Source organism: Streptomyces sp. NPDC051310 (genome assembly GCF_044455245.1).
Taxonomy (GTDB): domain Bacteria; phylum Actinomycetota; class Actinomycetes; order Streptomycetales; family Streptomycetaceae; genus Streptomyces.
Genome location: NZ_JBITEO010000013.1, coordinates 1 through 20,972, shown reverse-complemented (window position 1 = coordinate 20,972; position 20,972 = coordinate 1). Strand labels below are relative to the sequence as shown.

Sequence of the window (20,972 nt, the reverse complement as noted above, 5' to 3'; positions counted from 1 at the left end):
TGTCCTGTGCGCCCGGCAAGCCGGGCGGCGGTTCAGCTGGCCTCGCGGACCTCGGCCGGCGTCGGCGCCGTACCACCGAGGTGCGCGGGCACCCACCAGGTGTCGCCCGCGTCCTTCGGCCGCACGGGATAGGCGCGCTGCGCCGCCTCCAGCAGCTCCTGCACCCGCTCGCGCAGCCGCCGGGTGATCGCACCGGCGTACTGGTCGGTGGGCGCGTCCACCGGCTCGCCCACCCGGATCGTCACCGGGATGTGGCTGCGCCGGAAGTTGCGCGGCCGTCCCTTCGTCCACAGCCGCTGCGTGCCCCACACCGCCATCGGGATCAGGGGGACGCCGGCTTCCTGGGCCAGCCGCGCCGCGCCCGACTTGAAGCTCTTCAGTGTGAAGGACTGCGAGATCGTCGCCTCGGGGAAGACGCCGATGATCTCGCCGGCGCGCAGCGATTCCAGCGCGTGGCGATACGCGGCCTCGCCCTGGGCGCGGTCGACCGGAATGTGCTTCATCCCGCGCATCAGCGGACCGGAGATCTTGTGCCGGAACACCGAATCCTTGGCCATGAAGCGGACCAGACGCTTCTGGGGCAGCGCCGCGAGGCCCGAGAAGATGAAGTCCAGGTAGCTGATGTGATTGCTCACCAGCACCGCTCCGCCGCTGCGCGGAATGTTCTCCGAACCCTGTGTGTCGATCTTCAGGTCGAGCGCCTTGAACATGGTGAGAGCGGCGCCGATGACCGGCCGATAGACGAGTTCTGCCACGGAGAGGACCCTTCTCTGTCTGACATGCCCCGGGAGGTTCTCCCGTCGGAAGTTACGCAGCCGTAGGTATCCGGCATGGGGCAGATCGTGCCCCATGTCCGCCCTTCAAACCAGTCCTGACGGCTCCGTGGGGCGAGATTCTCGTCACGTCGTGGCTGATCGGCGCCGCGCGGGAATCATCGAGGGCCGTACGGACGCTCCATCTGACGGCGGCCCAGGAGGCGCTGCCGGGGCGGTCCGCCGCCCGGCCACCTCGGCGGGGCTGCCCGTGCCGGCGGTCGGCTCCCGGAGGGGTGCTCCGGTGCCGGGCCGGGCGCTCCCCGCGGCGGGTGTCCGGCGGTACGGAGAGGGGAGACGGGTGTGAGGGAAGACGCGACGGAAGGCGGAGGCGTGAGCGGCGAGGGCGGCGGCGCGGGCGAGGGCGTGCTCGGACCGGCAGAGCTGGGCGGCGCGCGGCTCGGTGAGCGGGCGACGCTCGTGCAGTTCTCCAGCGCGTTCTGCCAGCCGTGCCGCGCCACCCGGCGGACCCTCGCCGAGGTGGCCGGGATGATCCACGGCGTCACCCACGTCGAGATCGACGCCGAGGGCCACCTCTCCCTCGTCCGCGCGCTGGGCATCGTCAAAACCCCCACCGTGCTGGTGCTGGACCGCGACGGCCGGATCGTGCGGCGCGCGGCCGGCCAGCCGCGCAGGGCGGACGTCATCGCCGCCCTGGGCCACGCGGTGTGATCGCCGTGACACATCTCGCAGTTCCCCGGCCGCACTTGACTGTGCATGCCACGCATCGGAAGGCTGACGCCCCATGACCGTCTCGCCCGGCCTGCGCACCTCCTCCCGGCCCGCCACGCCGGTGCCCACCGCCACGCCCGAGCTGCTCCGCTCCGTCTTCCGGCGGCACGCGGCAGGGGTGGCGGTCGTCACCGCGCAGGGAGCCGGGCGGCCCGTCGGATTCACCGCGACCTCGCTCAGCTCGGTCGCCGCCGAACCCCCGATGATCTCGTTCGGGGTGGGCACGACCTCGTCCAGCTGGCCGGTGCTGGCCGAGGCGGAACACATCGGTGTCCACATACTCGGCGAGCACCAGCAGGAGCTGGCCGCCACCTTCGCGCGCAGCGGCGCCGACCGGTTCGCCCCGCCCACCCGGTGGCACGCCGGCCCCGAGGGCGTCCCCCTGCTCGACGGCGTCCTGGCCTGGCTCGTGTGCCGGGTGGTGGCGCGCGTCCCGGCGGGGGACCACCGCATCGTGCTGGCGCAGGTGGTGGACGGCGACCCCGACGGCGCCGGACGCCCGCTGCTGTATCACCAGGGTCGCTTCAACGCGCTGCGCGACTGAGAAGCGCCCGTACAACCCGGTTACTCAGCGTTGGCAAGGTCACAGTTCAAAGCGCTTGCTTACCGGGAACACAGTGGGTGTACTGACGAGTAATATTTCCGCTGGGGGCGGCACCCGCCCCGAGCGGAAACCGTCCCATCAGGCGCCTATGCTGCGTGCAACAAGGCAGCCCAGTTATGACGATGCAGTAGGAGAGCCGGCGTGAGCTTGAGGATCGTTGTCTGTGTGAAGTACGTGCCCGACGCCACCGGCGACCGGCACTTCGCCGATGACCTGACCGTCGACCGCGACGACGTCGACGGCCTGCTGTCGGAGCTGGACGAGTACGCGGTGGAGCAGGCGCTGCAGATCGCCGAGGACGCGGACGACGCCGAGATCACGGTGCTGACCGTCGGCCCCGAGGACGCCAAGGACGCGCTGCGCAAGGCGCTGTCCATGGGCGCCGACAAGGCCGTCCACGTCGAGGACGACGACCTGCACGGCTCGGACGTCATGGCCACCTCGCTGGTGCTCGCCAAGGCGATCGAGAAGACCGGGTACGACCTGGTCATCTGCGGCATGGCGTCCACCGACGGCACCATGGGCGTCCTGCCGGCGATCCTCGCCGAGCGCCTGGGCGTCCCGCAGGTCACCCTGCTCTCCGAGGTCTCCGTCGAGGACGGCACCGTCAAGGGCCGCCGCGACGGCGACACCGCGTCCGAGCAGCTGGAGGCGTCCCTGCCGGCCGTCGTGTCCGTGACGGACCAGTCGGGCGAGGCCCGCTACCCGTCCTTCAAGGGCATCATGGCCGCCAAGAAGAAGCCGGTCGAGTCCCTGGACCTGGACGACCTGGACATCGACGCCGACGAGGTCGGCCTCGAGGGCTCCTGGACCAAGGTCGACTCGGCCACGGAGCGCCCGGCCCGCACGGCCGGCACGATCGTCAAGGACGAGGGCGAGGGCGGCAAGCAGCTGGCCGAGTTCCTCGCGGGCCAGAAGTTCATCTAGGTGCCCGGGGTCCGGGGCCGCGCGGTGGAGCCGTATCCGCCGCCCTCCCCGGACCGGCCCGGCACCTGAGGCTCGCGCGAGCCACTCACCCGCCCAGATTTCTCGCACCGCAGGAGATTGAGTCCCATGGCTGAAGTTCTCGTCTACGTCGACCACGTGGACGGTGCCGTCCGCAAGCCCACGCTGGAGCTGCTGACCCTCGCCCGCCGCATCGGCGAGCCGGTCGCCGTCGCCCTCGGCTCCGGCGCCGAGGCCACCGCCGCCACGCTCGCCGAGCACGGCGCGGTCAAGGTCCTCACCGCCGACGCCCCGGAGTTCGGCGACTACCTCGTCGTCCCGAAGGTCGACGCGCTGCAGGCCGCGCACGAGGCCGTCTCGCCCGCCGCCGTGCTCGTCCCGTCCTCCGCCGAGGGCAAGGAGATCGCGGCCCGCCTCGCGGTCCGTCTCGGCTCCGGCATCATCACCGACGCCGTCGACCTCGAGGCCGGCGACGAGGGCCCGGTGGCCACGCAGTCCGCGTTCGCCGCCTCCTTCACCACCAAGTCCCGTGTCTCCAAGGGCACCCCGGTCATCACGGTCAAGCCGAACTCGGCCGCCGTGGAGGCCGCCCCGGCCGCAGGCACCGTCGAGGCCCTGTCGGTCTCCTTCTCCGAGAAGGCCACCGGCACCAAGGTCGTCTCCCGCACCCCGCGCGAGTCGACCGGCCGTCCCGAGCTGACCGAGGCCGCGATCGTGGTCTCCGGCGGCCGCGGTGTCAACGGCGCCGAGAACTTCTCGATCATCGAGCAGCTCGCCGACTCGCTCGGTGCCGCCGTCGGCGCCTCGCGCGCCGCGGTCGACGCCGGCTGGTACCCGCACACCAACCAGGTCGGCCAGACCGGCAAGTCGGTCTCGCCGCAGCTGTACATCGCGGCGGGCATCTCCGGCGCGATCCAGCACCGCGCGGGCATGCAGACCTCGAAGACCATCGTGGCCATCAACAAGGACGCCGAGGCCCCGATCTTCGACCTGGTCGACTACGGCGTGGTCGGCGACCTCTTCGAGGTCGTCCCGCAGCTGACCGCCGAGGTCCAGGCGCGCAAGGGCTGACCTGCGCCTTCCGTAACGGTCCGGGGCCGCGTGGTGATCTTCACCGCGCGGCCCCGTTCTGTTGGAGGCACCATTGACGCAGGTCAGGCCCACCGATTAACTTCACTATGCGGATTGTTGATTCCGTGAAGCGGAAAAGTGCCAGTGAGAGTGCGGAGGGTTCGGGAATGGGTCAGCAGGAGAAGGTGGCGACGAGTCTCGCCGGTGCGGTCAGCGACGGCATCAGCGCCTCGCTCTTGTCGGTGGACGCCGAACTCGCCCGCCGGTACCCGGGCGACCCCGGCACCCGCCAGCCCGTCCACACCGTCTACGTACCCGGCGACGCCTTCGAGGCCGGCACCATCCGGTCCTGGGGCGACCAGGCCCTCGCCCTGCTCGACGAGCACGCGCCGGACGCCGCCTCCCTCGCCTCCGTCCTCGGCCTGTCCGACGAGCTCGCCGAGCCGGTCCACGCGCGCGTCCGGGCGAAGCTGGAGCGCGAACCCGTCGAGGACCTGCGCATCGACTTCGAGGACGGCTACGGCGGAAAGGGCGGGGCCGAGGAGGACCGGCACGCCGCCCGCGCCGCCCGCCTGGTCTCCGAGGCGTACCGCAACGCGACGGCCGCCCCCTACATGGGCATCCGCATGAAGTGCATGGAAGCCGCCGTACGCGACCGCGGCATCCGCACCCTGGACATCTTCCTCACCGGCCTCATGGAGGCGGGCGGCCTGCCCGACGGGCTCGTCCTCACCCTCCCCAAGGTCACCTATCCCGAGCAGGTCACCGCCATGGTCCGCCTGCTGGAGGAGTTCGAGAAGGCCCGCGGCCTGGAGAGCCGACGCCTCGGCTTCGAGATCCAGATCGAGACCAGCCAGGCCATCCTCGCCGCCGACGGCACCGCCACCGTCGCCCGCATGATCGACGCCGCCGAGGGGCGCGCCACCGGCCTCCACTACGGCACCTTCGACTACAGCGCCTGCCTCGGCGTCTCCGCGGCCCACCAGGCCGGCGACCACCCGGCCGCCGACCACGCCAAGGCCGTCATGCAGGTCGCCGCCGCCGGCACCGGCGTACGCGTCTCCGACGGCTCCACCAACGTCCTGCCCGTCGGCCCCACCGAAAAGGTCCACGACGCCTGGCGCCTCCACTACGGCCTCACCCGCCGCGCGCTCGCCCGCGCCTACTACCAGGGCTGGGACATGCACCCCGGCCACCTGCCCACCCGGTACGCCGCCGTCTTCGCCTTCTACCGCGAGGGCTTCGAGCAGGCCGCGGCGCGCCTGTCCGCGTACGCCAACCAGGCGGGCGGCGACGTCATGGACGAGCCCGCCACCGCCAAGGCCCTCAGCTCCTACCTGCTGCGCGGCATCGACTGCGGAGCCCTCGACACCGACGAGGTCGCCCGTCTGACCGGCCTGAGCCGCGCGGACCTCGACGGCTTCGCCGCCCCCCGGCGCGGCGACCTGACCACCACCGCCCCGTAGCGGCCGGGACGGCCGCCGGCGCCCCGTACTCTGTACGCCGTATCGATCGGCGTACACGGGAACGGGGCAGCGGTGTCTTCGGGGGAGAACGAACTGATCGCGGGGCGCTACCGGGTCGTCCGGCAGCTCGGCCGCGGCGGCATGGGCATCGTCTGGCGCGCGCTCGACGAGGTGCTGGGCCGCGAGGTGGCCGTCAAGGAGCTCCGTACGTACACGGACTCCTCCGGCCACGAACTCGCCGACCTGCGACTGCGCATGCAGCGTGAGGCCCGGGCCGCCGCGCGGGTGCGCCACCCCGGGGTCATCGCCGTCCACGACGTCGCCGACCACCAGGGCCGGCCCGTCATCGTCATGGAGCTCGTCGACGGGCCGTCCCTCGACGACGTGCTCGCCGAACGCGGCGTGCTGGACCCCCGCGAGGCCGCCGCCATCGGCGCCGAGGTGCTGGAGGCGCTCGGCGCCGCCCACGCGGTGGGCGTGCTGCACCGGGACGTCAAGCCCGGCAACGTCCTGATGGACCGCACCGGACGGGTCGTCCTCACCGACTTCGGCATCGCCGCGATGGACGACCCCGGCGACGGCTCCGCCACCCACCTGACCCGCAGCGGCGAGATCGTCGGCTCCCTGGACTACCTCGCGCCCGAGCGCGCGCAGGGCCAGGACCCGGGACCCGCGTCCGACGTCTGGGCCCTCGGCGCCACGCTCTACGCCGCGGTCGAGGGCACCTCGCCCTTCCGCCGTACGTCGACGTGGTCGACGCTCACCGCGATCGTCTCGGAGCCGCTGCCCGAGCCGCGCCGCGCGGGGCCCCTCGGCCCGGTGCTGCAGCAGCTCATGCACAAGGACCCGGCGCAGCGCCCGGACGCCCTGACGGCGGCGCGGCTGCTGGCGGCGGTGGGCGAGGGGCGGCTGCCCGTGGCGCCCGGGCCGGTGTACGTACCGACCGAGCGGACCGTCCTGCCGCACCAGCCCCAGGGTTTCGGCCCGGCGCCCGCCACGCCCATGGTCCCCCTGGGGCCCGCGGCCCCCGTACCGCCCACCCAGGCGGCGTACGAGGCACCGGAGGCGTCCACGGCACCGGGGGCGCCGGCGCCGTCCACCCGGGCGGAGCGGCGCCGCAGGGGCCGTTCGAGGGTCCTGGTCGCGGCGGCGACCGCGGCCGTGCTGCTGGCCGGAGGAGGCGTGACGTACGCCTTCATGGACGGCTCCGGTGGCGGCACCGACCAGGAGCTGGCGGGCGGTCGCGTGGACGCCTCGACGGGCGGCACACCGGACCCCGCCCGGGCCCTCGACCAGGTGCCCGGCGCCCCGGAGTCCTCGGAGAAGCCCGGCGCCGACGCCTCGCCGTCCTCCCCGGAGTCCGCCGGCCCCGCCTCGCCCACGCCGTCGCGCAAGCCGTCCGCCCCGGCGGCGGGCACGGACGGGGGCAAGGGCTCCGGCGGCGGCGACGGCGGCGGCACCGGCTCCTCCGGAGGCAGCACCGGCGGCGGCACCTCCGGAGCCACCACCACGACCGGGGGCGGCGGCGCCCCCGCGGCGGCGCCCGTCTGCCACCCCATCGGCGGCGGCAAGTACAACTGCCAGGTGTGGCGCACCGCGACGTCGTACCGCGCCGACGGCAGCGCGGCCGGCACCCTCAACGCCGGCACCAACTACTTCTACTGCCAGGCCGACCTGGGCCGCCGCGAGACCCACGGCGAGTGGACCAACGTCTGGTGGGCGAAGACCGACGACGACAGCGGCAACACCGGCGTCTACGTGAGCGACGTCTACATCCAGGGCGGCGACAACGACGCCCCGCTCCCGGGCCTGCCGGTCTGCTGACCCCGCCCGGCCCGCGCAGGCGGCGGGCCCCGGCCGGGTGCGGCCCGTTGCGGTGGGTGTCTGCCCGCGTGGGGCCGGTCCGCCTCGGGAGCGATCCACGGCGGTGGGCGGTGCACGGCGGGGCTGCGGCGCCGCCGGGCCGCGGCGTCATGGGCGCGAGGTGGCCCGGCGCCGCCGCAGCCCCGCCGTGGTGAGATTCCGGAGCCGGGAGCCCCGGTGGTGCGGGAGCCGCGCGTGAGCCGCGGAGGTCGGGCACCGCGCGGGAGCCGCAGGAGGTGCGGGCGCCGCGTGAGCCGCAGGGGATTGCGGGCGCCCGCGGGTCGTCGTCCGCGCGTCAGGACGGCGGGATCTCGCCCGAGCCGCGCGGGATCAGCGTCGTGTCCAGCACCACCCGCGCCGGGGCGTCGTCGCTGCCGTCCAGCCGGCGGAAGAGCCGCTCCGCCGCGGTACGGCCCAGCGCGGCCGCGTCCTGGGCGATGACCGTGATGCCGAGCAGGTCGGCGAGCTCGATGTCGTCGAAGCCGACCAGGGCCACCGGGCGCTCCCGCCCGGCGAGTTCGCGCACGGCCGTCACCGTCACCCGGTTGTTGCCCGCGAACACCGCCGTCACGGGGTCCGGCCCCGCCAGCATCGCCGCGACGGCGCCCCGCACCCGCTCCGGGTCGGTCGAGCCGAGCGACACCCAGGCGTCGTCGTCCACCGCGAGCCCCGCGTCCTCCATGGCCGCCCGATAGCCGCGCAGCCGCTCCACGGCCGTGTGGATCCGCGCCTGGTCGCCGATGAAGCCGATGCGGCGGTGGCCGTGCGCGATCAGGTGCGCCACACCCGCGCGGGCCCCGCCGAAGCTGTCGGAGAGCACCGCGTCGGCGTCGATGCGCCCGGCCGGGCGGTCCACGAAGACGGTGGCGACGCCCGCCTTGATCTCGGGCTCCAGGTAGCGGTGGTCGTCACCGGCCGGGATCACGATCAGCCCGTCGACCCGGCGCGCGCACAGCGCCAGGGCCAGCTCCTGCTCCCGGTCCGGGTCCTCCGCGCTGGAGCCGTTGATCAGCAGCGCCCCGTGGGCCCGGGCGACCTCTTCGACGGCGCGGCTGAGCGGCCCGTAGAACGGGTCGGCGAGGTCCTCCAGGACCAGGCCGATCGAGGCGGTGCGTCCCTTGCGCAGCACGCGTGCGCTGTCGTTGCGGCGGAAGCCGAGCGCCTCGATGGCCTCCTGGACACGCCGCTCGGTGTCGGCAGTGACGCCCGGTTCGCCGTTCACCACGCGGGAAACGGTCTTGAGGCCGACGCCCGCACGGGCCGCCACGTCCTTCATGGTGGGCCGGTTGCCGTAGCGGTGATCGGGTCGGCGGGCGGTCTCGGCCACAGTGCGCTGTCCTGTCCTGTCGTACTGTCATCGGCTGTGCAAGGCTGTGGCGTCGAGCATAGGCCCTGGACAACGTTGTCAGTGCCGGGGAGACTGAGGCAGACTCTTCCCGAACCACCTCTGTATCCGCAGGTAATGACAGCTCTCACGGGGGACCCGACACCGATGCACTCCGACCTGACCGCCGCGCTGGACATCGGTGGCACCAAGATCGCCGGCGCGCTGGTCGACGGCGACGGCGTGATCATCGTCCGGGCGCAGCGGCCGACCCCGGCCCGCGAGGACGGCGAGACGGTGATGGGCGCGGTGGAGGGGGTGCTCGCGGAACTGGCGGCCTCGCCGCTCTGGGGCGGCGTCACCGCCGTCGGCATCGGCAGCGCCGGGCCGGTGGACGCCTCCGCCGGTACGGTCAGCCCCGTCAACGTGCCGGGCTGGCGCGGCTTCCCGCTGGTCGAGCGGGTCCGGCAGGCCACCGGCGGCCTGCCCGTCACCCTGGTCGGGGACGGCGTCGCCATGACGGCCGCCGAGCACTGGCAGGGAGCCGCGCGCGGCTACGCCGACGCCCTGTGCCTGGTCGTCTCCACGGGGGTGGGCGGCGGACTCGTCCTGGGCGGGCGCCTGCACACCGGACCGACCGGCAACGCCGGCCACATCGGCCACATCAGCGTCGAGCTGGACGGCGACCCGTGCCCCTGCGGATCGCGCGGCTGCGTCGAACGCATCGCCAGCGGCCCCAACATCGCCCGCCGCGCCCTCGACGGCGGCTGGCGGCCCGGCCTCGACGGCGACTCCACGGCCGCCGCCGTCGCCGTCGCCGCACGCGCCGGGCACCCGGTTGCCGTCGCGTCCTTCGAGCGGGCCGCCCAGGCCCTCGCGGCCGGCATCGCCGCCACCGCGACGCTCGTCGAGGTGCAGATCGCCGTCATCGGCGGGGGAGTGGCCGGCGCGGGCGAGGTGCTGTTCGCCCCGCTGCGCCGCGCCCTGCGCGACTACGCCACGCTCTCGTTCGTCGGCCGGCTGACGGTGGCCCCGGCGCTCACCGGCACCGACGCGGGGCTGCTCGGCGCGGCCGCCGCGGCCTCGCCCCGCAGGCTGCCCGGCGGGGCGCCGACGCCCGCCCCCCTCAGCGGCTGAGGCCGCGCACTCGTCGGCGGGGCCGGGCTCTTCTGCGGCTGAACCGGGTGCCCCCTGCGTCCTCGGCGGCCGGGTCCGGGTCCTGCAGCGGCTGAGCCGTGCGCCGATGAATTCTCGGCGGTCGGGCCTCGCCGACCGCTGACGCTCAGCGGCCGAGGCCGTGCAGGGCGCCCGCGAGGCGCGGGCCCAGGCGCCGTTTCAGCCTGCGCAGCGGTTCCAGCCGCTCGGCGGCCCGGTCGATCCGGTAGTACAGCTGCGGCGGCACGTACGGCAGCAGCGGGGAGTGCCGCTGGCCCAGCAGCGCGAACATCTGTGCCGGCGGCAGGTCCACGTACCGTGGGAGGTTCTCGTACCACTGGGCGCTGTAGCGGGCCGCGCTCTGGACGGGCAGGAGCGCCGATGTGCGTGCGCGTTCGTAGCGGACGAGCGCGGGCCGCAGCGCCGGGCTGTCGTGCAGCGCCCCCGCCAGGGCCATGGCGTCCTCCAGGGCCAGCGTGGTGCCCGCGCCGACGGAGTAGTGCGTGGTGTGGGCGGCATCGCCCATCAGTACGAGGTTGTCGCGGTGCCACGTGCGGTTGGTGACGGTGCGGAAGGTGCGCCACCGCGCGCTGCCGCCGGTCCGCCCCCGCCCGAGCAGCCGGTGTCCGTCCAGCGGGCCGGCGAAGAGTTCCTCCAACAGGGCGAGCCCCTCCGCCTCGCCGGCCCGGTCCAGCCCGAGGCCCCGCCAGGTGGCGGGCGGGCACTCGACGACGCAGGTGCTGCGGTTCTCCCCGTACCCGTAGGCGTAGCACCAGATCCAGCCGTGCGGGGTCTCGGTGAAGGCGAACGTGAAGGTGTCGAAGAGCTTGGTGGTGCCGAGCCAGATGTACATGTTCCGCCCGGCCGTCACCTCGGTGCCGAAGTGGTCGGCGTGGCGGTCCCGCAGCCCGCTGCGCGCCCCGTCGGCGGCGACGACGAGGTCGGCGTCCGCCACCTGTCCCGGGTCGGTGACCGGGTGCCCGAACTCCAGCCGCACACCGAGCTCCACCGCACGCTCGGTGAGGACGTCGAGGAGGCGGCGGCGGGCGATGCCGAAGCCCTCGTCGCCGTGGTGGACGGTCGTCCCGCCGCGGATGTGCGCGGCGCCGCCGCTCCAGCGGACGGAGTTCTCCCCGATGGCACGCGCCGATTCGGGGTCATGGGCCCGCAGCGCGTCCAGCAGTCCGGCCCAGTAGGTCACGCCCCAGCCGTACGTCGAACCGGCGGGGTCGCGCTCGTGGACGGTGATGTCGTGGGACGGATCCTGCCGTTTCATGAGGAGGGAGAAGTAGAGGCCGGCGGGCCCTCCGCCGACGCAGACGATCTTCACGCGGGCTCCCGTCGCTGACAGTGAAGTGATCGAGTGAACACGGAGCGTAACAGCGTGTGGGCGGCGCGGGTGCGTTTCGTCAGGTGTGGCGCCGGGGCCTCCCTGGCCGGCGGAGGCTCCCTGCCCGGCGGAGCCTTCCGGTCCGGCGGGCAGCCCGGCGGCGGGCCCCGCCGCCCGCACCTTTACCGCCGTGCCGCAGGCGCCTGGCCGGGGCCGGGTGCCACGAACTCCGCCGGCTCGTCGCGCGCCGGCAGCCGCAGTGCGCACAGGGCACCGGCCGTGGCGACGGCCGCCAGGCCCGTCAGCGTGCCGCCGGCCGCGGATCCGAACGCCTCGACGGCTCCGGCACTACTCCCGCCGGCGCCGGTCGCACGGACTCCGGCCGTACCGGGTGCGGCGAGGGTCAGGAGCATGGCCGCCGCGGCGATGCCCAGCGCCGGGCCGGTGTTCATCGCCGTCTGCTGGAGTCCCCCCGCCACACCCGCGTGTGCGGCGGGCACCCGGCGTACGAGGACGGTCGTGGCGGTGACCATCACCGTGCCGAAACCGGTGCCCAGCAGCAGGAAGCCGCCGCCGACCGCCCACGACGCCGCGTCGGCCGCGGTGAGCCGCGACAGCAGCAGGATGCCGAGGGCCAGCACCGCCATGGCCGTCACCGTCGTCCCGCGCGGTCCGTGCCGGCGCATCAGGGCGGGGGTGGCGGTGGCGCTCGCCACCATCGCCACCGCCATGGGGAGGGCCGTCAGACTGCTGCGCAGCGGGTCCATGGACTGGATCTCCTGGAGGACGTACGTGCCGACGAACAGCGCACCGAACATCGCGGCCGACGCGGCCAGCAGCACGGCCAGTGCGGCGGTGACGGTCCGGGAGCCGGTCACCTCCGGCGGCAGCAGCGGGCTCGCGGTACGCCGCTCGTGCCGGACGAACGCGGCGCCGCACACCCCGGCGGCCACGAGCCACGGCGCGGTCGCCGGGAGCCCCACCAGGGCGTGGACGAGACACCCGAGGGCGGCGGCGAGGAGGCACGCCCCCGGCAGGTCCAGCCCGGTGCCGCCGCGGCCGCCCCGGGCTCCGCCGCCCTCCGTGCGGCCCGGTCTGCCCCGCGCGTCGCCCTCCGCGGGGCCAGGTCCGCCCCAGGCACCGCCCTCCGCGGAACCGGATCCGTCCCGGGCCCGGTCGGCCCCCGCGCCGCCGGGTCCGCAGCGAACGGCTTCCTGGGCCGCGTACCCCTCGCGTACGGCCAGTGCCGCCGCGCCGACGACGACAGCGGGCAGCACGCTCAGGAAGAAGACCGCCCGCCAGCCGAAGTGCGTGGTCAGCGCACCGCCGACCACCGGCCCCGCGGCCGCCGCCACCCCGATGGCGGCGGTGCGCAGTGCGAGGGGCCTGCTGATCAGGTGCGGCGGATAGGCGACGCGCAGCATCCCGAGCGTGGCCGGTTGCAGCAGCGCGCCGCACGCCCCCTGGACGACGCGCAGCCCGATCACCCACGCGATGTCCGGGGCCAGGCCGATGGCCGCGGAGGCCGCGCCGAAGCCGATGATGCCGACGGCGAATATCCGCCGGTGTCCGTACCGGTCGCCGAGCCGCCCGGCGAACACCAGCAGGCTCGCCACGGCGATGAGGTACCCGGTACTGGTCCACTGGGTCTGGGCGAACGACGCGTGCAGGTCGCGCTGCAGAGACGGCTGAGCGACGGTCAGCACCGTCCCGTCCAGCGCGACCACGGAGGCCCCGGTGATGCTGCCCGTGAGGGTCAGCAGCCGGAACCGCCGCGCCCTCACCGGCCCCCCGCTTCCTGCGGCCCACGCGTCTCGTGTGTCGCGTGCGTCTCGTTCGTCCCGTGCGGGCCCAGTGGCCCTGCCTCCCGCCGCGGCTGCGCCGGTCCCTCCGGCCCCAGGTGCGCGTCCAGCGCGGCGCGCAGCAGCGGCTCGACGTCCTCGCACCCCGTCGCGAGCGGGAGGCTGCCCCACCGCCACAGCTGCGCGATGCCGTGGAGGTTGGCCCACAGCGCGCCCGCGACCACTGCGGGCGCCGGGCCGGCCCCGCGGCGGGCGCGGGCGACCAGGTCCACGAGGACGCCGAAGAGCGGCAGGCTGCTCTCGCGCAGGCCCAGCTCGTCGGACTCCAGCAGGTCGTGGCGGAACATCAGCTCGAACATGCCGCGGTTGTCCTGCGCGAACTCCAGGTAGACGCGCCCCAGCGCGATGAGCTGGTCCCGGGGGGTCGCGGTGCCGTCACCGACGGCCCGGCCGGCCCGGGCCGCCAGGTCGGCGAAGCCCTCGCGCGCGATGGCCGACAGCAGCGCGACGTGGGTGGGGAAGTAGCGTCGCGGCGCGCCGTGGGACACCCCGGCCCGGCGGGCGATCTCCCGCAGCGTCAAGGGTGCGAGACCCTCCTCGGTCACCAACTCGACGCCGGTCCGGACCAGTCGGGAGCGCAGTCCCGGTTCCTGTTCACTCATGGACACTGTCTATCAGAGCGAGTAGACAGTGTCTACGCGCCCTCCTGTCCGGGCGCGGGTTTCCATGGCAGGGTGGTGCGGGCAAAGCCACTGGGGGCTACGGAGGAGGGGGACCCGTGATCATCTGGATCAACGGTGCGTTCAGTGCCGGCAAGACCAGCGCCGCGCGCGAGCTGATCGATCTGATCCCTGACAGCACCTTGTACGACCCCGAGATCGTCGGAGGCGCGCTGCGGTACCTGCTGCCGCAGAAGCGGCTCGCCGAGGTGACCGACTATCAGGACCTGCCCATGTGGCGGCGCATGGTCGTCGACACCGCGGCCGCCATGCTGGCCGAGGTGGGAGGGGTGCTCGTGGTGCCCATGACCCTGCTGCGCCAGGAGTACCGCGACGAGATCTTCGGCGGACTGGCCGCACGCCGCATCTCCGTACACCATGTCGTACTCACGCCGGACGAAACGATCCTGCGCGGGCGTATCGCCGGCCGTGAGGAGTACGACGCCGACCCGGACGGCAACGAGCGCGTCCGCCAGTGGGCGTACGACCACATCGAGCCCTACCGCGCCGCGCTCGACGGCTGGCTGGCCACCGACGCGTACGCCGTCGACAACAGCCGCCTCAGCCCGCACGAGACCGCCGGGGCCATCGCCCGGGCGGTGCGCGGGGGAGCGGTCGCCGCGTGCGAGATCGTGCAGACACCGGAACCGACCGGCGAGACGCTCGCGGCCGGGGTGCTCCTCTTCGACGAACAGGACCGCGTCCTGCTCGTCGACCCCACCTACAAGCCCGGCTGGGAGTTCCCCGGCGGGGTCGTCGAACCGGGTGAGCCCCCGGCCCGCGCCGGCATGCGGGAGGTCGCCGAGGAAATAGGCCTAGAACTGCACACCGTGCCCCGGCTGCTGCTCGTCGACTGGGAACCGCCCCGCCCGCCCGGCTACGGCGGCCTGCGCCTCCTCTTCGACGGCGGCCGCCTCACCCGCGCCCAGGCCGACGGCGTCCTTCTGCCCGGGGCCGAGCTGCGCGGCTGGCGCTTCGTCACCGAGGAAGAAGCCTCCGGCATGCTGCCCCCGGTCCGCTACGAACGGCTCCGCTGGGCCCTGCGCGCCCGCGAACGCGGGACCGTGCTCAACCTGGAGGCGGGCGTCCCGGTCGGCACCGCGTGAGCCGCGGCGCCCGGATGCCGGGGTGGGGCCGACCCCGGCCTACGGTTCCGGCTCCGCCGGCGCGGCCGGCTCGGCGGCGTCCCGGTCGGCCGCCGCCTGCAGCGTCGCCGCCGCGCCGGCCGTGAGGGGGTCGCCATGGCCGAAGCAGACCACCTCCGGAGCGAGCGCGGCCAAGCGCCGCATCGACCCCTGTGCCGCCGCCCGGTCCACATGGAAGACACCGAGCCCCACCTGCCCCACCGATGCCACGGTGTCGCCCGTGAACAGCACCCCGTGACGCGGCAGATGCACGGCGATCGACCCGTCGGTGTGGCCCGGCGTGTGCACCACGCGCGCCCCGTCGCCGAAGCCCAGTTCCTCCCCGTCCACCGGCTCGCGGTCCACCCGGGTCGGCGGCGCCTCCGGCACGGTCAGCCCGCGCTCGTACAGCGGCACCTCCCAGTCCAGCAGCACGGGCTCGGGGACCGGCGCCTCGCCCCGGACCACCGGCGCGTCCAGCGGGTGGGCCACCACCTCGGCCCCGTACCGCTCGGCCAGCTCCGCGGCCGCGCCCACATGGTCGCGGTGGCAGTGCGTGAGCACGATGCGCCGCAGGCCCGCCGGCCGGAGCCCGGCACGCCGTACCGCCGCTTCGACCGCCGCGGCCGCCCCCGCCCAGCCGGCGTCGATCAGGGTCAGGTCGTCGTCCGCGTCCCGCCACAGATACGCCTGGCCGATGGGGAAGCGGAGCATGTGGAGGCGGGGCGTCACCCGGATGAGGTCGAGGTCCATGCGGCGACCGTACGCACCGGTGCCCGCCCCGCGCCTCCCTCTTAGCCACGAGCAGAGCGGACCGCGGCGGAGCGGATCGCAGCGGTGCGGACCGCAGCGGTGCGGACGCGCTCGCTCACGGCGGCGCCGTCCCACCCGGGTCCGCCCCGTCCCGCCCCCGGTCCGCCCCGTCCTGCCGGGACGGCCCGGCTCAGCCGCGCTGCGCGTGGGCGTAGTTCAGCAGGAAGTGCGCCTCCGCGACCGACATCCGCTCCAGTTCCTGCGGCGACACGCTCTCGTTGACCGCGTGGATCCGCGCCTCCGGCTCGCTCAGCCCGATCAGCAGGATCTCCGCCTCCGGGTACAGCGCCCCCAGCGTGTTGCACAGCGGGATCGAGCCGCCCATGCCCGCGGTCTGCATCTCCTGCCCCGGGTACGCGATGCGCAGCGCCTCGGCCATCGACGTGTAGGCCGGGCTCGTGACGTCCGCCTGGAACGGCTGGCCCTGCCCCACCTGCTCCACGGTCACCCGAGCGCCCCACGGCGTGTGCGTCTCCAGGTGCGCCGTCAGCAGCTTCGTCGCCTCCGCGGCGTCCTGGCCCGGCGGCACCCGCAGGCTGATCTGGGCGCGCGCGGTGGACTGGACCGACGGCGTGGCCCCCACCACCGGAGGGCAGTCGATACCGATGACCGTGACGGCCGGCCGCGCCCACAGCCGGTCGGCGACCGTGCCGTCACCGATGAGCTCGACCCCGTCCAGCACCTTCGCGTCCTTGCGGAAGTCCTCCTCCGGGTACTGGAGGCCCTGCCACCGCCCGTCGGCCTCCAGCCCGTCCACGGTCGTCGATCCGTCCTCGGCCCGCAGCGAGTCCAGGACCCGGATCAGCGCCGCCAGCGCGTCCGGCGCGGCCCCGCCGAAGAGCCCCGAGTGCAGATTGCCCGCCAGCGTGTCCACCTGGACCCGCAGCATCGTCATCCCGCGCAGCGACGCCGTCACGGTCGGCAGCCCGACCCGGAAGTTCCCCGCGTCACCGATCACGATGGTGTCGGCGGCCAGCAGCTCGGGGTGCTGCTCCGCGTACCGCTCCAGACCGCCCGTGCCCTGCTCCTCCGAGCCCTCGGCGATCACCTTGATGCTCACCGGCACACCGCCGTTCGCCTTGAGGGCGCGCAGCGCGAGCAGGTGCATGATGAAGCCGCCCTTGCAGTCGGCGGCGCCCCGTCCGTACCAGCGGCCGTCCTCGCGCTCGGTCAGCTCGAACGGCGGGGTGTCCCAGCCCGCCAGGTCCAGCGGCGGCTGCACGTCGTAGTGCGCGTACAGCAGCACGGTCGGCGCCCCCTGCGGGCCGGGCAGGTAGCCGTACACCGACTGCGAACCGTCCGGCGTGTCCAGTACGGCGACGTCCTGGAAGTCCTCCGCGCGCAGGGCGTCCGCCACCCAGGCCGCGGCGGCCCGGCACTCGCTCGGCGGGAACTGCTCCGCGTCCGCCACCGACTGGAACGCCACGAGCTCCGCAAGCTCCTCCTTCGCCCGCGGCATCAGGGATGCGACGGTCTCGGCGATCTGCGCGGCGATCGGGTGGCCGGCGGTGGCGGTCATGGGCACGCTCCTCGTAGGTGCGACGTTGTGACGGACGGGGGTGACCGTTTTCTGTACGGCGAACGCAGTTCCGATCCTCCCACAGGGGCGGGGCGCGCCCGAGCCGTAGGATGCGGTCGAGATCATCCGGTCACGAGGTCGGACCGGTGGGAACAGCGGGACCAGTTCGGGACGGGAGCAGAAGCACATCGTGAGCAGCGAGAACGCAGACGCCGGTAACGAGTACGCGGCGCCGGTATGGGATGTCGTCGTGGTCGGCGCCGGACCGGCCGGAGCCTCCGCGGCCTACGCGGCGGCCGTCGCCGGCCGACGGGTGCTCCTGCTCGAAAAGGCCGAGCTGCCCCGTTACAAGACGTGTGGCGGCGGAATCATCGGGCCCTCGCGCGACGCGCTGCCGCCCGGCTTCGAACTGCCGTTGCAGGACCGGGTCCATGCCGTCACGTTCTCCCTGAACGGCCGTTTCGCCCGCACCCGGCGCTCCAAGCGCATGCTCTTCGGGCTCATCAACCGGCCGGAGTTCGACGCCGGCCTGGTGGAGCACGCGCAGAAGGCGGGCGCCGAGCTGCGGACCGGGGTGACGGTGGCGCGTGTCGAGCAGCACGGCTCGGCGGTGCCGGACCGGCGCACGGTCGCGGTCGTCCTGGCCGACGGGGACGTCGTGCTCGCACGGGCGGTCGTCGGTGCGGACGGCAGCGCCAGCCGCATAGGGGCTCACGTCGGCGTCAAGCTCGACCAGGTCGACCTCGGCCTGGAGGCGGAGATTCCCGTACCGGCGACGGTCGCGGAGGACTGGGCCGGGCGCGTGCTCATCGACTGGGGCCCCATGCCGGGCAGTTACGGGTGGGTGTTCCCGAAGGGGGACACCCTGACCGTCGGCGTGATCTCGGCGCGCGGCGAGGGCGCCGCGACCAAGCGGTATCTGGAGGACTTCATCGCGCGGCTCGGGCTGGCGGGCTTCGAGCCGGCGATCTCGTCGGGGCACCTGACCCGGTGCCGCAGCGACGACTCGCCGCTGTCCCGCGGCCGGGTCCTGGTCTGCGGGGACGCGGCGGGGCTGCTGGAGCCGTGGACGCGCGAGGGCATCTCGTACGCCCTGCGCTCCGGTCGGCTGGCGGGCGAGTGGGCGGTCCGGATCGCCGAGGCGCCCGACGCCGTGGACGCGCGGCGCCAGGCGCTGAACTACGCCTTCGCCATCAAATCCGGGCTGGGGGTGGAGATGGCGGTCGGGCGGCGGATGCTCACGCTGTTCGAGCGGCGGCCCGGCCTGCTGCACGCGACCATCACCGGCTTCAGGCCCGCGTGGCACGCGTTCGCCGACATCACGCGCGGCGTGACCACGCTGGCGGGGCTCATCAGCACGCACGGCATGGCCAGGCGGGCGCTGGACGCGCTGGACCGACGCCTGGCGGGCTGACCTGCCGGCCGGCCTGTCGCCCCTCGTCGCCCAGTCGGCCTACCGTCGGCTTGTCGTCAGCTCGCTTTGTCGTCGGCTCGCTTTGTCGTCGGCTTGTGGGTGCCGCGGCCGGGGTCGGCCGGCTCGGCGCGCGGCCGGTGGGCCGGGTGGGCGGGGCGGCCCCGAGGTGGTCTTCCGGATCAGCTGGGGGTGATCCGGAAAACGGGGTGCTTGGGCGCGATCGCGCGCAGCTCCCGGTCCGACGCGTCCGGCCCGACGCCGCCGAAGAACACGCCTACCTCCGCCTTCCAGCGCTTGAGGTAGGCGCGCAGCAGGGCGGGCTTGTCCTCGTCCGCGACCTCCCGCGCCGTGAACGCCTGGACATGCTTGCCCAGGTGCAACTCGCCCCCGCCGGCCGCACGCATGTTGTGCGTCCACTGGACGTGGCCACGCGGGGCGACGAGGTAGTGGTTCCCGTCGAGGGTGAGCAGGTTGACGGGCGTACGGCGCCACTCGCCGCTTTTCCGTCCCCGGACGGCGAGGACACGTGACCCCCAGACGCTGACACCGCGACGGGTCAGCCAGCTCACGATGCGGTTCAGAACGTTGACGGTGAACCAGCCGGGCTTCATGACGTGGTGCGACGGCGAGGGGCCGGGCGAGGGGGACGGCGACGACGGCGTGGGGGACATGGGCGGGTCCTCTCGGGGGACAGGCCTTCGTGAGAGCACTGCTCTCTCTTCAGAGCAGTGTGCACGGGAGTGGTGAAGTAAAGCAAGAGCGGTGCTCTCCTTTTTGATCGCCGATCTCCTCGCGGTTCACCAGTTCAGCGTCAGGTCACCGCTCCAGCGTTGGATCACCATTCCGGCTCGGGTCGCCACTCGTGCTGGGATTCGCCGCTCCGGCTTCGGATCGCCGCTCCGGCATCGACTGCCGCGCCACCCGTCGGAGCGGTGCTCTCGGAGCGGAGCGGCGCTCACTCACTGGCACACTGACCTCATGACCAGCGTTCAAGGAGCCCGCGCCCGGGCTCGCGTGGAAGTCACCGCCGCCATCAAGGACGAGGCGCGCAAGCAGCTCGCCGCCGAGGGGGCGGCGAAACTGTCCCTGCGGGCCGTCGCCCGCGAGCTCGGCATGGTGTCCTCCGCGCTCTACCGCTATTTCCCCAGCCGGGACGACCTCCTCACCGCGCTCATCGTCGACGCGTACGACGCGATCGGCGCCGCCGCCGAGGAAGGGCTCGCCGCCGCGGAACCGGACGCCGGTCCGCTCGCGCGCTGGGCGGCCGTCTGCACCGCCGTACGCCGCTGGGCCGTCGCACACCCCCACGAGTACGCGCTGATCTACGGTTCCCCGGTCCCCGGCTACACCGCTCCGAGTGCCACCATCGAGCCGGCGTCCCGGGTCGGGCTCGCGCTCATCTCCGTCGCCCGTGACGCCTACCGCGGCGACGGTGTGGCGCTGCCGCCGCTCGCCGAGGAGCTCCGTCCCGAGGCGCACCGGCTCACCGCCGACATCGCGCCGGGATTGCCGCCGGCACTCGTCGTCGCACTCGTATCAGCTTGGTCGCAGCTGTTCGGGCTGATCTCTTTCGAGGTGTTCGGCCAGTTCAACCGGGTTGTCGAGGAGCGGGACGTCTTCTTCGGGCACGTGGTCGCCCGCCTCGGACGCGAGGTGGGGCTGATGCGCTGAGGCCGGCGGTCCGGCGGCGGCGCGGCGGCCGTCACCACGACGCCGGGCGGGAGCGGCGGCGGCGCCGGTCGCAGGCGCCACGCCCGCAACCGCGCCGAACTTGTCGGCGGCGCAGAGCGCGGTGCCCGCGCCGAACCCGCGATGCCGCGCCGAAAGCACCATGCCAGGCCGACTCGCGATGGCCAGGCCGAACTCGCGATGCCCGGCCGAACTCGCCGTACCGCCCTACGCGTCGGGCCCGGTGTGTCCGGGTCGGCCGGGCTGGGCGGGTGCGCCGGTGAAGCCCCACAGCACCCGGGCAGCACGGATCACGAAGGCCGCACATGCCGTGAGGGCGGCCGCGACCAGTACTCCGCGGGCCGCGGCGCCGTCGAGCCCGAGGACGACGACGGGCGCGCCGACCAGACAGAACACCACCGCCGCGAGGAACGCGCCGGTCACCAGTGCGTACCCGATCTCGACGGTGATGGCGTCCCGTTGTGCCTGATTTCGTGTCCCCATGCAGCGCAGTGTCGGGGGGGGGGGGGGGGGGGGGGGGGGGGGGGGGGGGGGGGGGGGGGGGGGGGGGGGGGGGGGGGGGGGGGGGGGGGGGGGGGGGGGGGGGGGGG

The 20,972-nt window shown here is 74.2% G+C and carries 18 protein-coding genes and 1 pseudogene; 10 read left to right on the top strand and 9 right to left on the bottom strand.

All coding sequences use genetic code 11. The features are described 5' to 3' along the window. Nucleotides 1-32 precede the first annotated feature (32 nt). Entirely contained in the window at nt 33-755 is a 723-nt protein-coding gene (locus tag ACIA79_RS20095) for a lysophospholipid acyltransferase family protein (protein WP_399429672.1), read from the bottom strand. A gap of 390 nt (nt 756-1,145) precedes the next feature. On the opposite strand from ACIA79_RS20095, the gene ACIA79_RS20090 reads away from it, so the two are divergent. The 6 genes from ACIA79_RS20090 (at nt 1,146) to ACIA79_RS20065 (ending at nt 7,454) form a co-directional block, all read left to right on the top strand. Beyond that, entirely contained in the window at nt 1,146-1,484 is a 339-nt protein-coding gene (locus ACIA79_RS20090; protein ID WP_399429671.1) for a TlpA family protein disulfide reductase, read from the top strand. A gap of 73 nt (nt 1,485-1,557) precedes the next feature. After that, nucleotides 1,558-2,088: a flavin reductase family protein gene (locus ACIA79_RS20085; RefSeq protein WP_399429670.1), complete on the top strand. Its 531-nt coding sequence runs from the start codon at nt 1,558-1,560 to the stop codon at nt 2,086-2,088. A gap of 201 nt (nt 2,089-2,289) precedes the next feature. Then, nucleotides 2,290-3,075 (top strand): electron transfer flavoprotein subunit beta/FixA family protein, encoded by a 786-nt coding sequence (locus tag ACIA79_RS20080; protein WP_399429669.1) that lies wholly within the window; start codon nt 2,290-2,292, stop codon nt 3,073-3,075. Nucleotides 3,076-3,201: 126 nt separating this feature from the next. After that, the gene (locus ACIA79_RS20075; protein WP_399429668.1) at nt 3,202-4,164 is read left to right on the top strand and encodes an electron transfer flavoprotein subunit alpha/FixB family protein; all 963 of its coding nucleotides are present in this window, start codon (nt 3,202-3,204) and stop codon (nt 4,162-4,164) included. Between the two features lie 167 nt (nt 4,165-4,331). Continuing rightward, nucleotides 4,332-5,630, top strand: coding sequence for a DUF6986 family protein (locus ACIA79_RS20070; protein ID WP_399429667.1), 1,299 nt, complete (start codon nt 4,332-4,334; stop codon nt 5,628-5,630). 72 nt (nt 5,631-5,702) lie between these two features. Next, entirely contained in the window at nt 5,703-7,454 is a 1,752-nt protein-coding gene (locus ACIA79_RS20065; RefSeq protein ID WP_399429666.1) for a protein kinase, read from the top strand. Nucleotides 7,455-7,788: 334 nt separating this feature from the next. On the opposite strand, the gene ACIA79_RS20060 is transcribed toward ACIA79_RS20065, so the two are convergent. After that, entirely contained in the window at nt 7,789-8,769 is a 981-nt protein-coding gene (locus ACIA79_RS20060; RefSeq protein ID WP_399429842.1) for a LacI family DNA-binding transcriptional regulator, read from the bottom strand. A 216-nt stretch (nt 8,770-8,985) separates the two neighbouring features. On the opposite strand from ACIA79_RS20060, the gene ACIA79_RS20055 reads away from it, so the two are divergent. After that, on the top strand, nt 8,986-9,954 hold the full coding sequence (locus ACIA79_RS20055) for an ROK family protein (protein ID WP_399429841.1): 969 nt from the start codon (nt 8,986-8,988) through the stop codon (nt 9,952-9,954). Nucleotides 9,955-10,099: 145 nt separating this feature from the next. On the opposite strand, the gene ACIA79_RS20050 is transcribed toward ACIA79_RS20055, so the two are convergent. The 3 genes and pseudogenes from ACIA79_RS20050 to ACIA79_RS20040 form a co-directional block, all read right to left on the bottom strand. Continuing rightward, nucleotides 10,100-11,302 carry an FAD-dependent monooxygenase gene (locus ACIA79_RS20050; protein WP_399429665.1) on the bottom strand — a complete coding sequence of 401 codons (1,203 nt, stop codon included), beginning with the start codon at nt 11,300-11,302 and terminating at the stop codon, nt 10,100-10,102. A gap of 182 nt (nt 11,303-11,484) precedes the next feature. Then, a complete protein-coding gene (locus ACIA79_RS20045; RefSeq protein ID WP_399429664.1) occupies nt 11,485-13,086 on the bottom strand; it encodes an MFS transporter in 1,602 nt (533 codons plus the stop codon). A 104-nt stretch (nt 13,087-13,190) separates the two neighbouring features. After that, a pseudogene (locus ACIA79_RS20040) lies at nt 13,191-13,766 on the bottom strand (TetR/AcrR family transcriptional regulator); the annotation flags it as partial. Nucleotides 13,767-13,882: 116 nt separating this feature from the next. Here ACIA79_RS20040 and ACIA79_RS20035 point away from each other — a divergent pair. Continuing rightward, nucleotides 13,883-14,929 carry an NUDIX domain-containing protein gene (locus tag ACIA79_RS20035; protein WP_399429663.1) on the top strand — a complete coding sequence of 349 codons (1,047 nt, stop codon included), beginning with the start codon at nt 13,883-13,885 and terminating at the stop codon, nt 14,927-14,929. Nucleotides 14,930-14,968: 39 nt separating this feature from the next. Here the strand turns inward: ACIA79_RS20035 and ACIA79_RS20030 are convergent, their stop codons facing one another. Together ACIA79_RS20030 and ACIA79_RS20025 are read right to left on the bottom strand one after the other, a co-directional pair. After that, a complete protein-coding gene (locus tag ACIA79_RS20030) occupies nt 14,969-15,700 on the bottom strand; it encodes an MBL fold metallo-hydrolase (RefSeq protein WP_399429662.1) in 732 nt (243 codons plus the stop codon). A 190-nt stretch (nt 15,701-15,890) separates the two neighbouring features. After that, a complete protein-coding gene (locus ACIA79_RS20025) occupies nt 15,891-17,279 on the bottom strand; it encodes a dipeptidase (protein WP_399429661.1) in 1,389 nt (462 codons plus the stop codon). Between the two features lie 190 nt (nt 17,280-17,469). On the opposite strand from ACIA79_RS20025, the gene ACIA79_RS20020 reads away from it, so the two are divergent. Continuing rightward, entirely contained in the window at nt 17,470-18,693 is a 1,224-nt protein-coding gene (locus ACIA79_RS20020) for a geranylgeranyl reductase family protein (protein WP_399429660.1), read from the top strand. 179 nt (nt 18,694-18,872) lie between these two features. On the opposite strand, the gene ACIA79_RS20015 is transcribed toward ACIA79_RS20020, so the two are convergent. Then, the gene (locus tag ACIA79_RS20015; RefSeq protein ID WP_399429659.1) at nt 18,873-19,364 is read right to left on the bottom strand and encodes a nitroreductase family deazaflavin-dependent oxidoreductase; all 492 of its coding nucleotides are present in this window, start codon (nt 19,362-19,364) and stop codon (nt 18,873-18,875) included. Between the two features lie 307 nt (nt 19,365-19,671). Here ACIA79_RS20015 and ACIA79_RS20010 point away from each other — a divergent pair, with 307 nt between their 5' ends. After that, nucleotides 19,672-20,364: a TetR/AcrR family transcriptional regulator gene (locus ACIA79_RS20010; protein ID WP_399429658.1), complete on the top strand. Its 693-nt coding sequence runs from the start codon at nt 19,672-19,674 to the stop codon at nt 20,362-20,364. 225 nt (nt 20,365-20,589) lie between these two features. Here the strand turns inward: ACIA79_RS20010 and ACIA79_RS20005 are convergent, their stop codons facing one another. Further along, nucleotides 20,590-20,865, bottom strand: a complete 276-nt coding sequence (locus tag ACIA79_RS20005) for a DUF6332 family protein (protein WP_399429657.1) — start codon at nt 20,863-20,865, stop codon at nt 20,590-20,592. Nucleotides 20,866-20,972: the final 107 nt, after the last annotated feature.

Excerpts from the sequence above, each read along its gene's own strand:
- ACIA79_RS20005 (WP_399429657.1), bottom strand. The coding sequence starts at position 20,865 with ATGGGGACACGAAATCAGGCACAACGGGACGCCATCACCGTCGAGATC.
- ACIA79_RS20055 (WP_399429841.1), top strand. The coding sequence starts at position 8,986 with ATGCACTCCGACCTGACCGCCGCGCTGGACATCGGTGGCACCAAGATC.
- ACIA79_RS20015 (WP_399429659.1), bottom strand. The coding sequence starts at position 19,364 with ATGTCCCCCACGCCGTCGTCGCCGTCCCCCTCGCCCGGCCCCTCGCCG.
- ACIA79_RS20010 (WP_399429658.1), top strand. The coding sequence starts at position 19,672 with ATGACCAGCGTTCAAGGAGCCCGCGCCCGGGCTCGCGTGGAAGTCACC.
- ACIA79_RS20060 (WP_399429842.1), bottom strand. The coding sequence starts at position 8,769 with ATGAAGGACGTGGCGGCCCGTGCGGGCGTCGGCCTCAAGACCGTTTCC.
- ACIA79_RS20085 (WP_399429670.1), top strand. The coding sequence starts at position 1,558 with ATGACCGTCTCGCCCGGCCTGCGCACCTCCTCCCGGCCCGCCACGCCG.
- ACIA79_RS20025 (WP_399429661.1), bottom strand. The coding sequence starts at position 17,279 with ATGACCGCCACCGCCGGCCACCCGATCGCCGCGCAGATCGCCGAGACC.
- ACIA79_RS20075 (WP_399429668.1), top strand. The coding sequence starts at position 3,202 with ATGGCTGAAGTTCTCGTCTACGTCGACCACGTGGACGGTGCCGTCCGC.
- ACIA79_RS20030 (WP_399429662.1), bottom strand. The coding sequence starts at position 15,700 with ATGGACCTCGACCTCATCCGGGTGACGCCCCGCCTCCACATGCTCCGC.
- ACIA79_RS20070 (WP_399429667.1), top strand. The coding sequence starts at position 4,332 with ATGGGTCAGCAGGAGAAGGTGGCGACGAGTCTCGCCGGTGCGGTCAGC.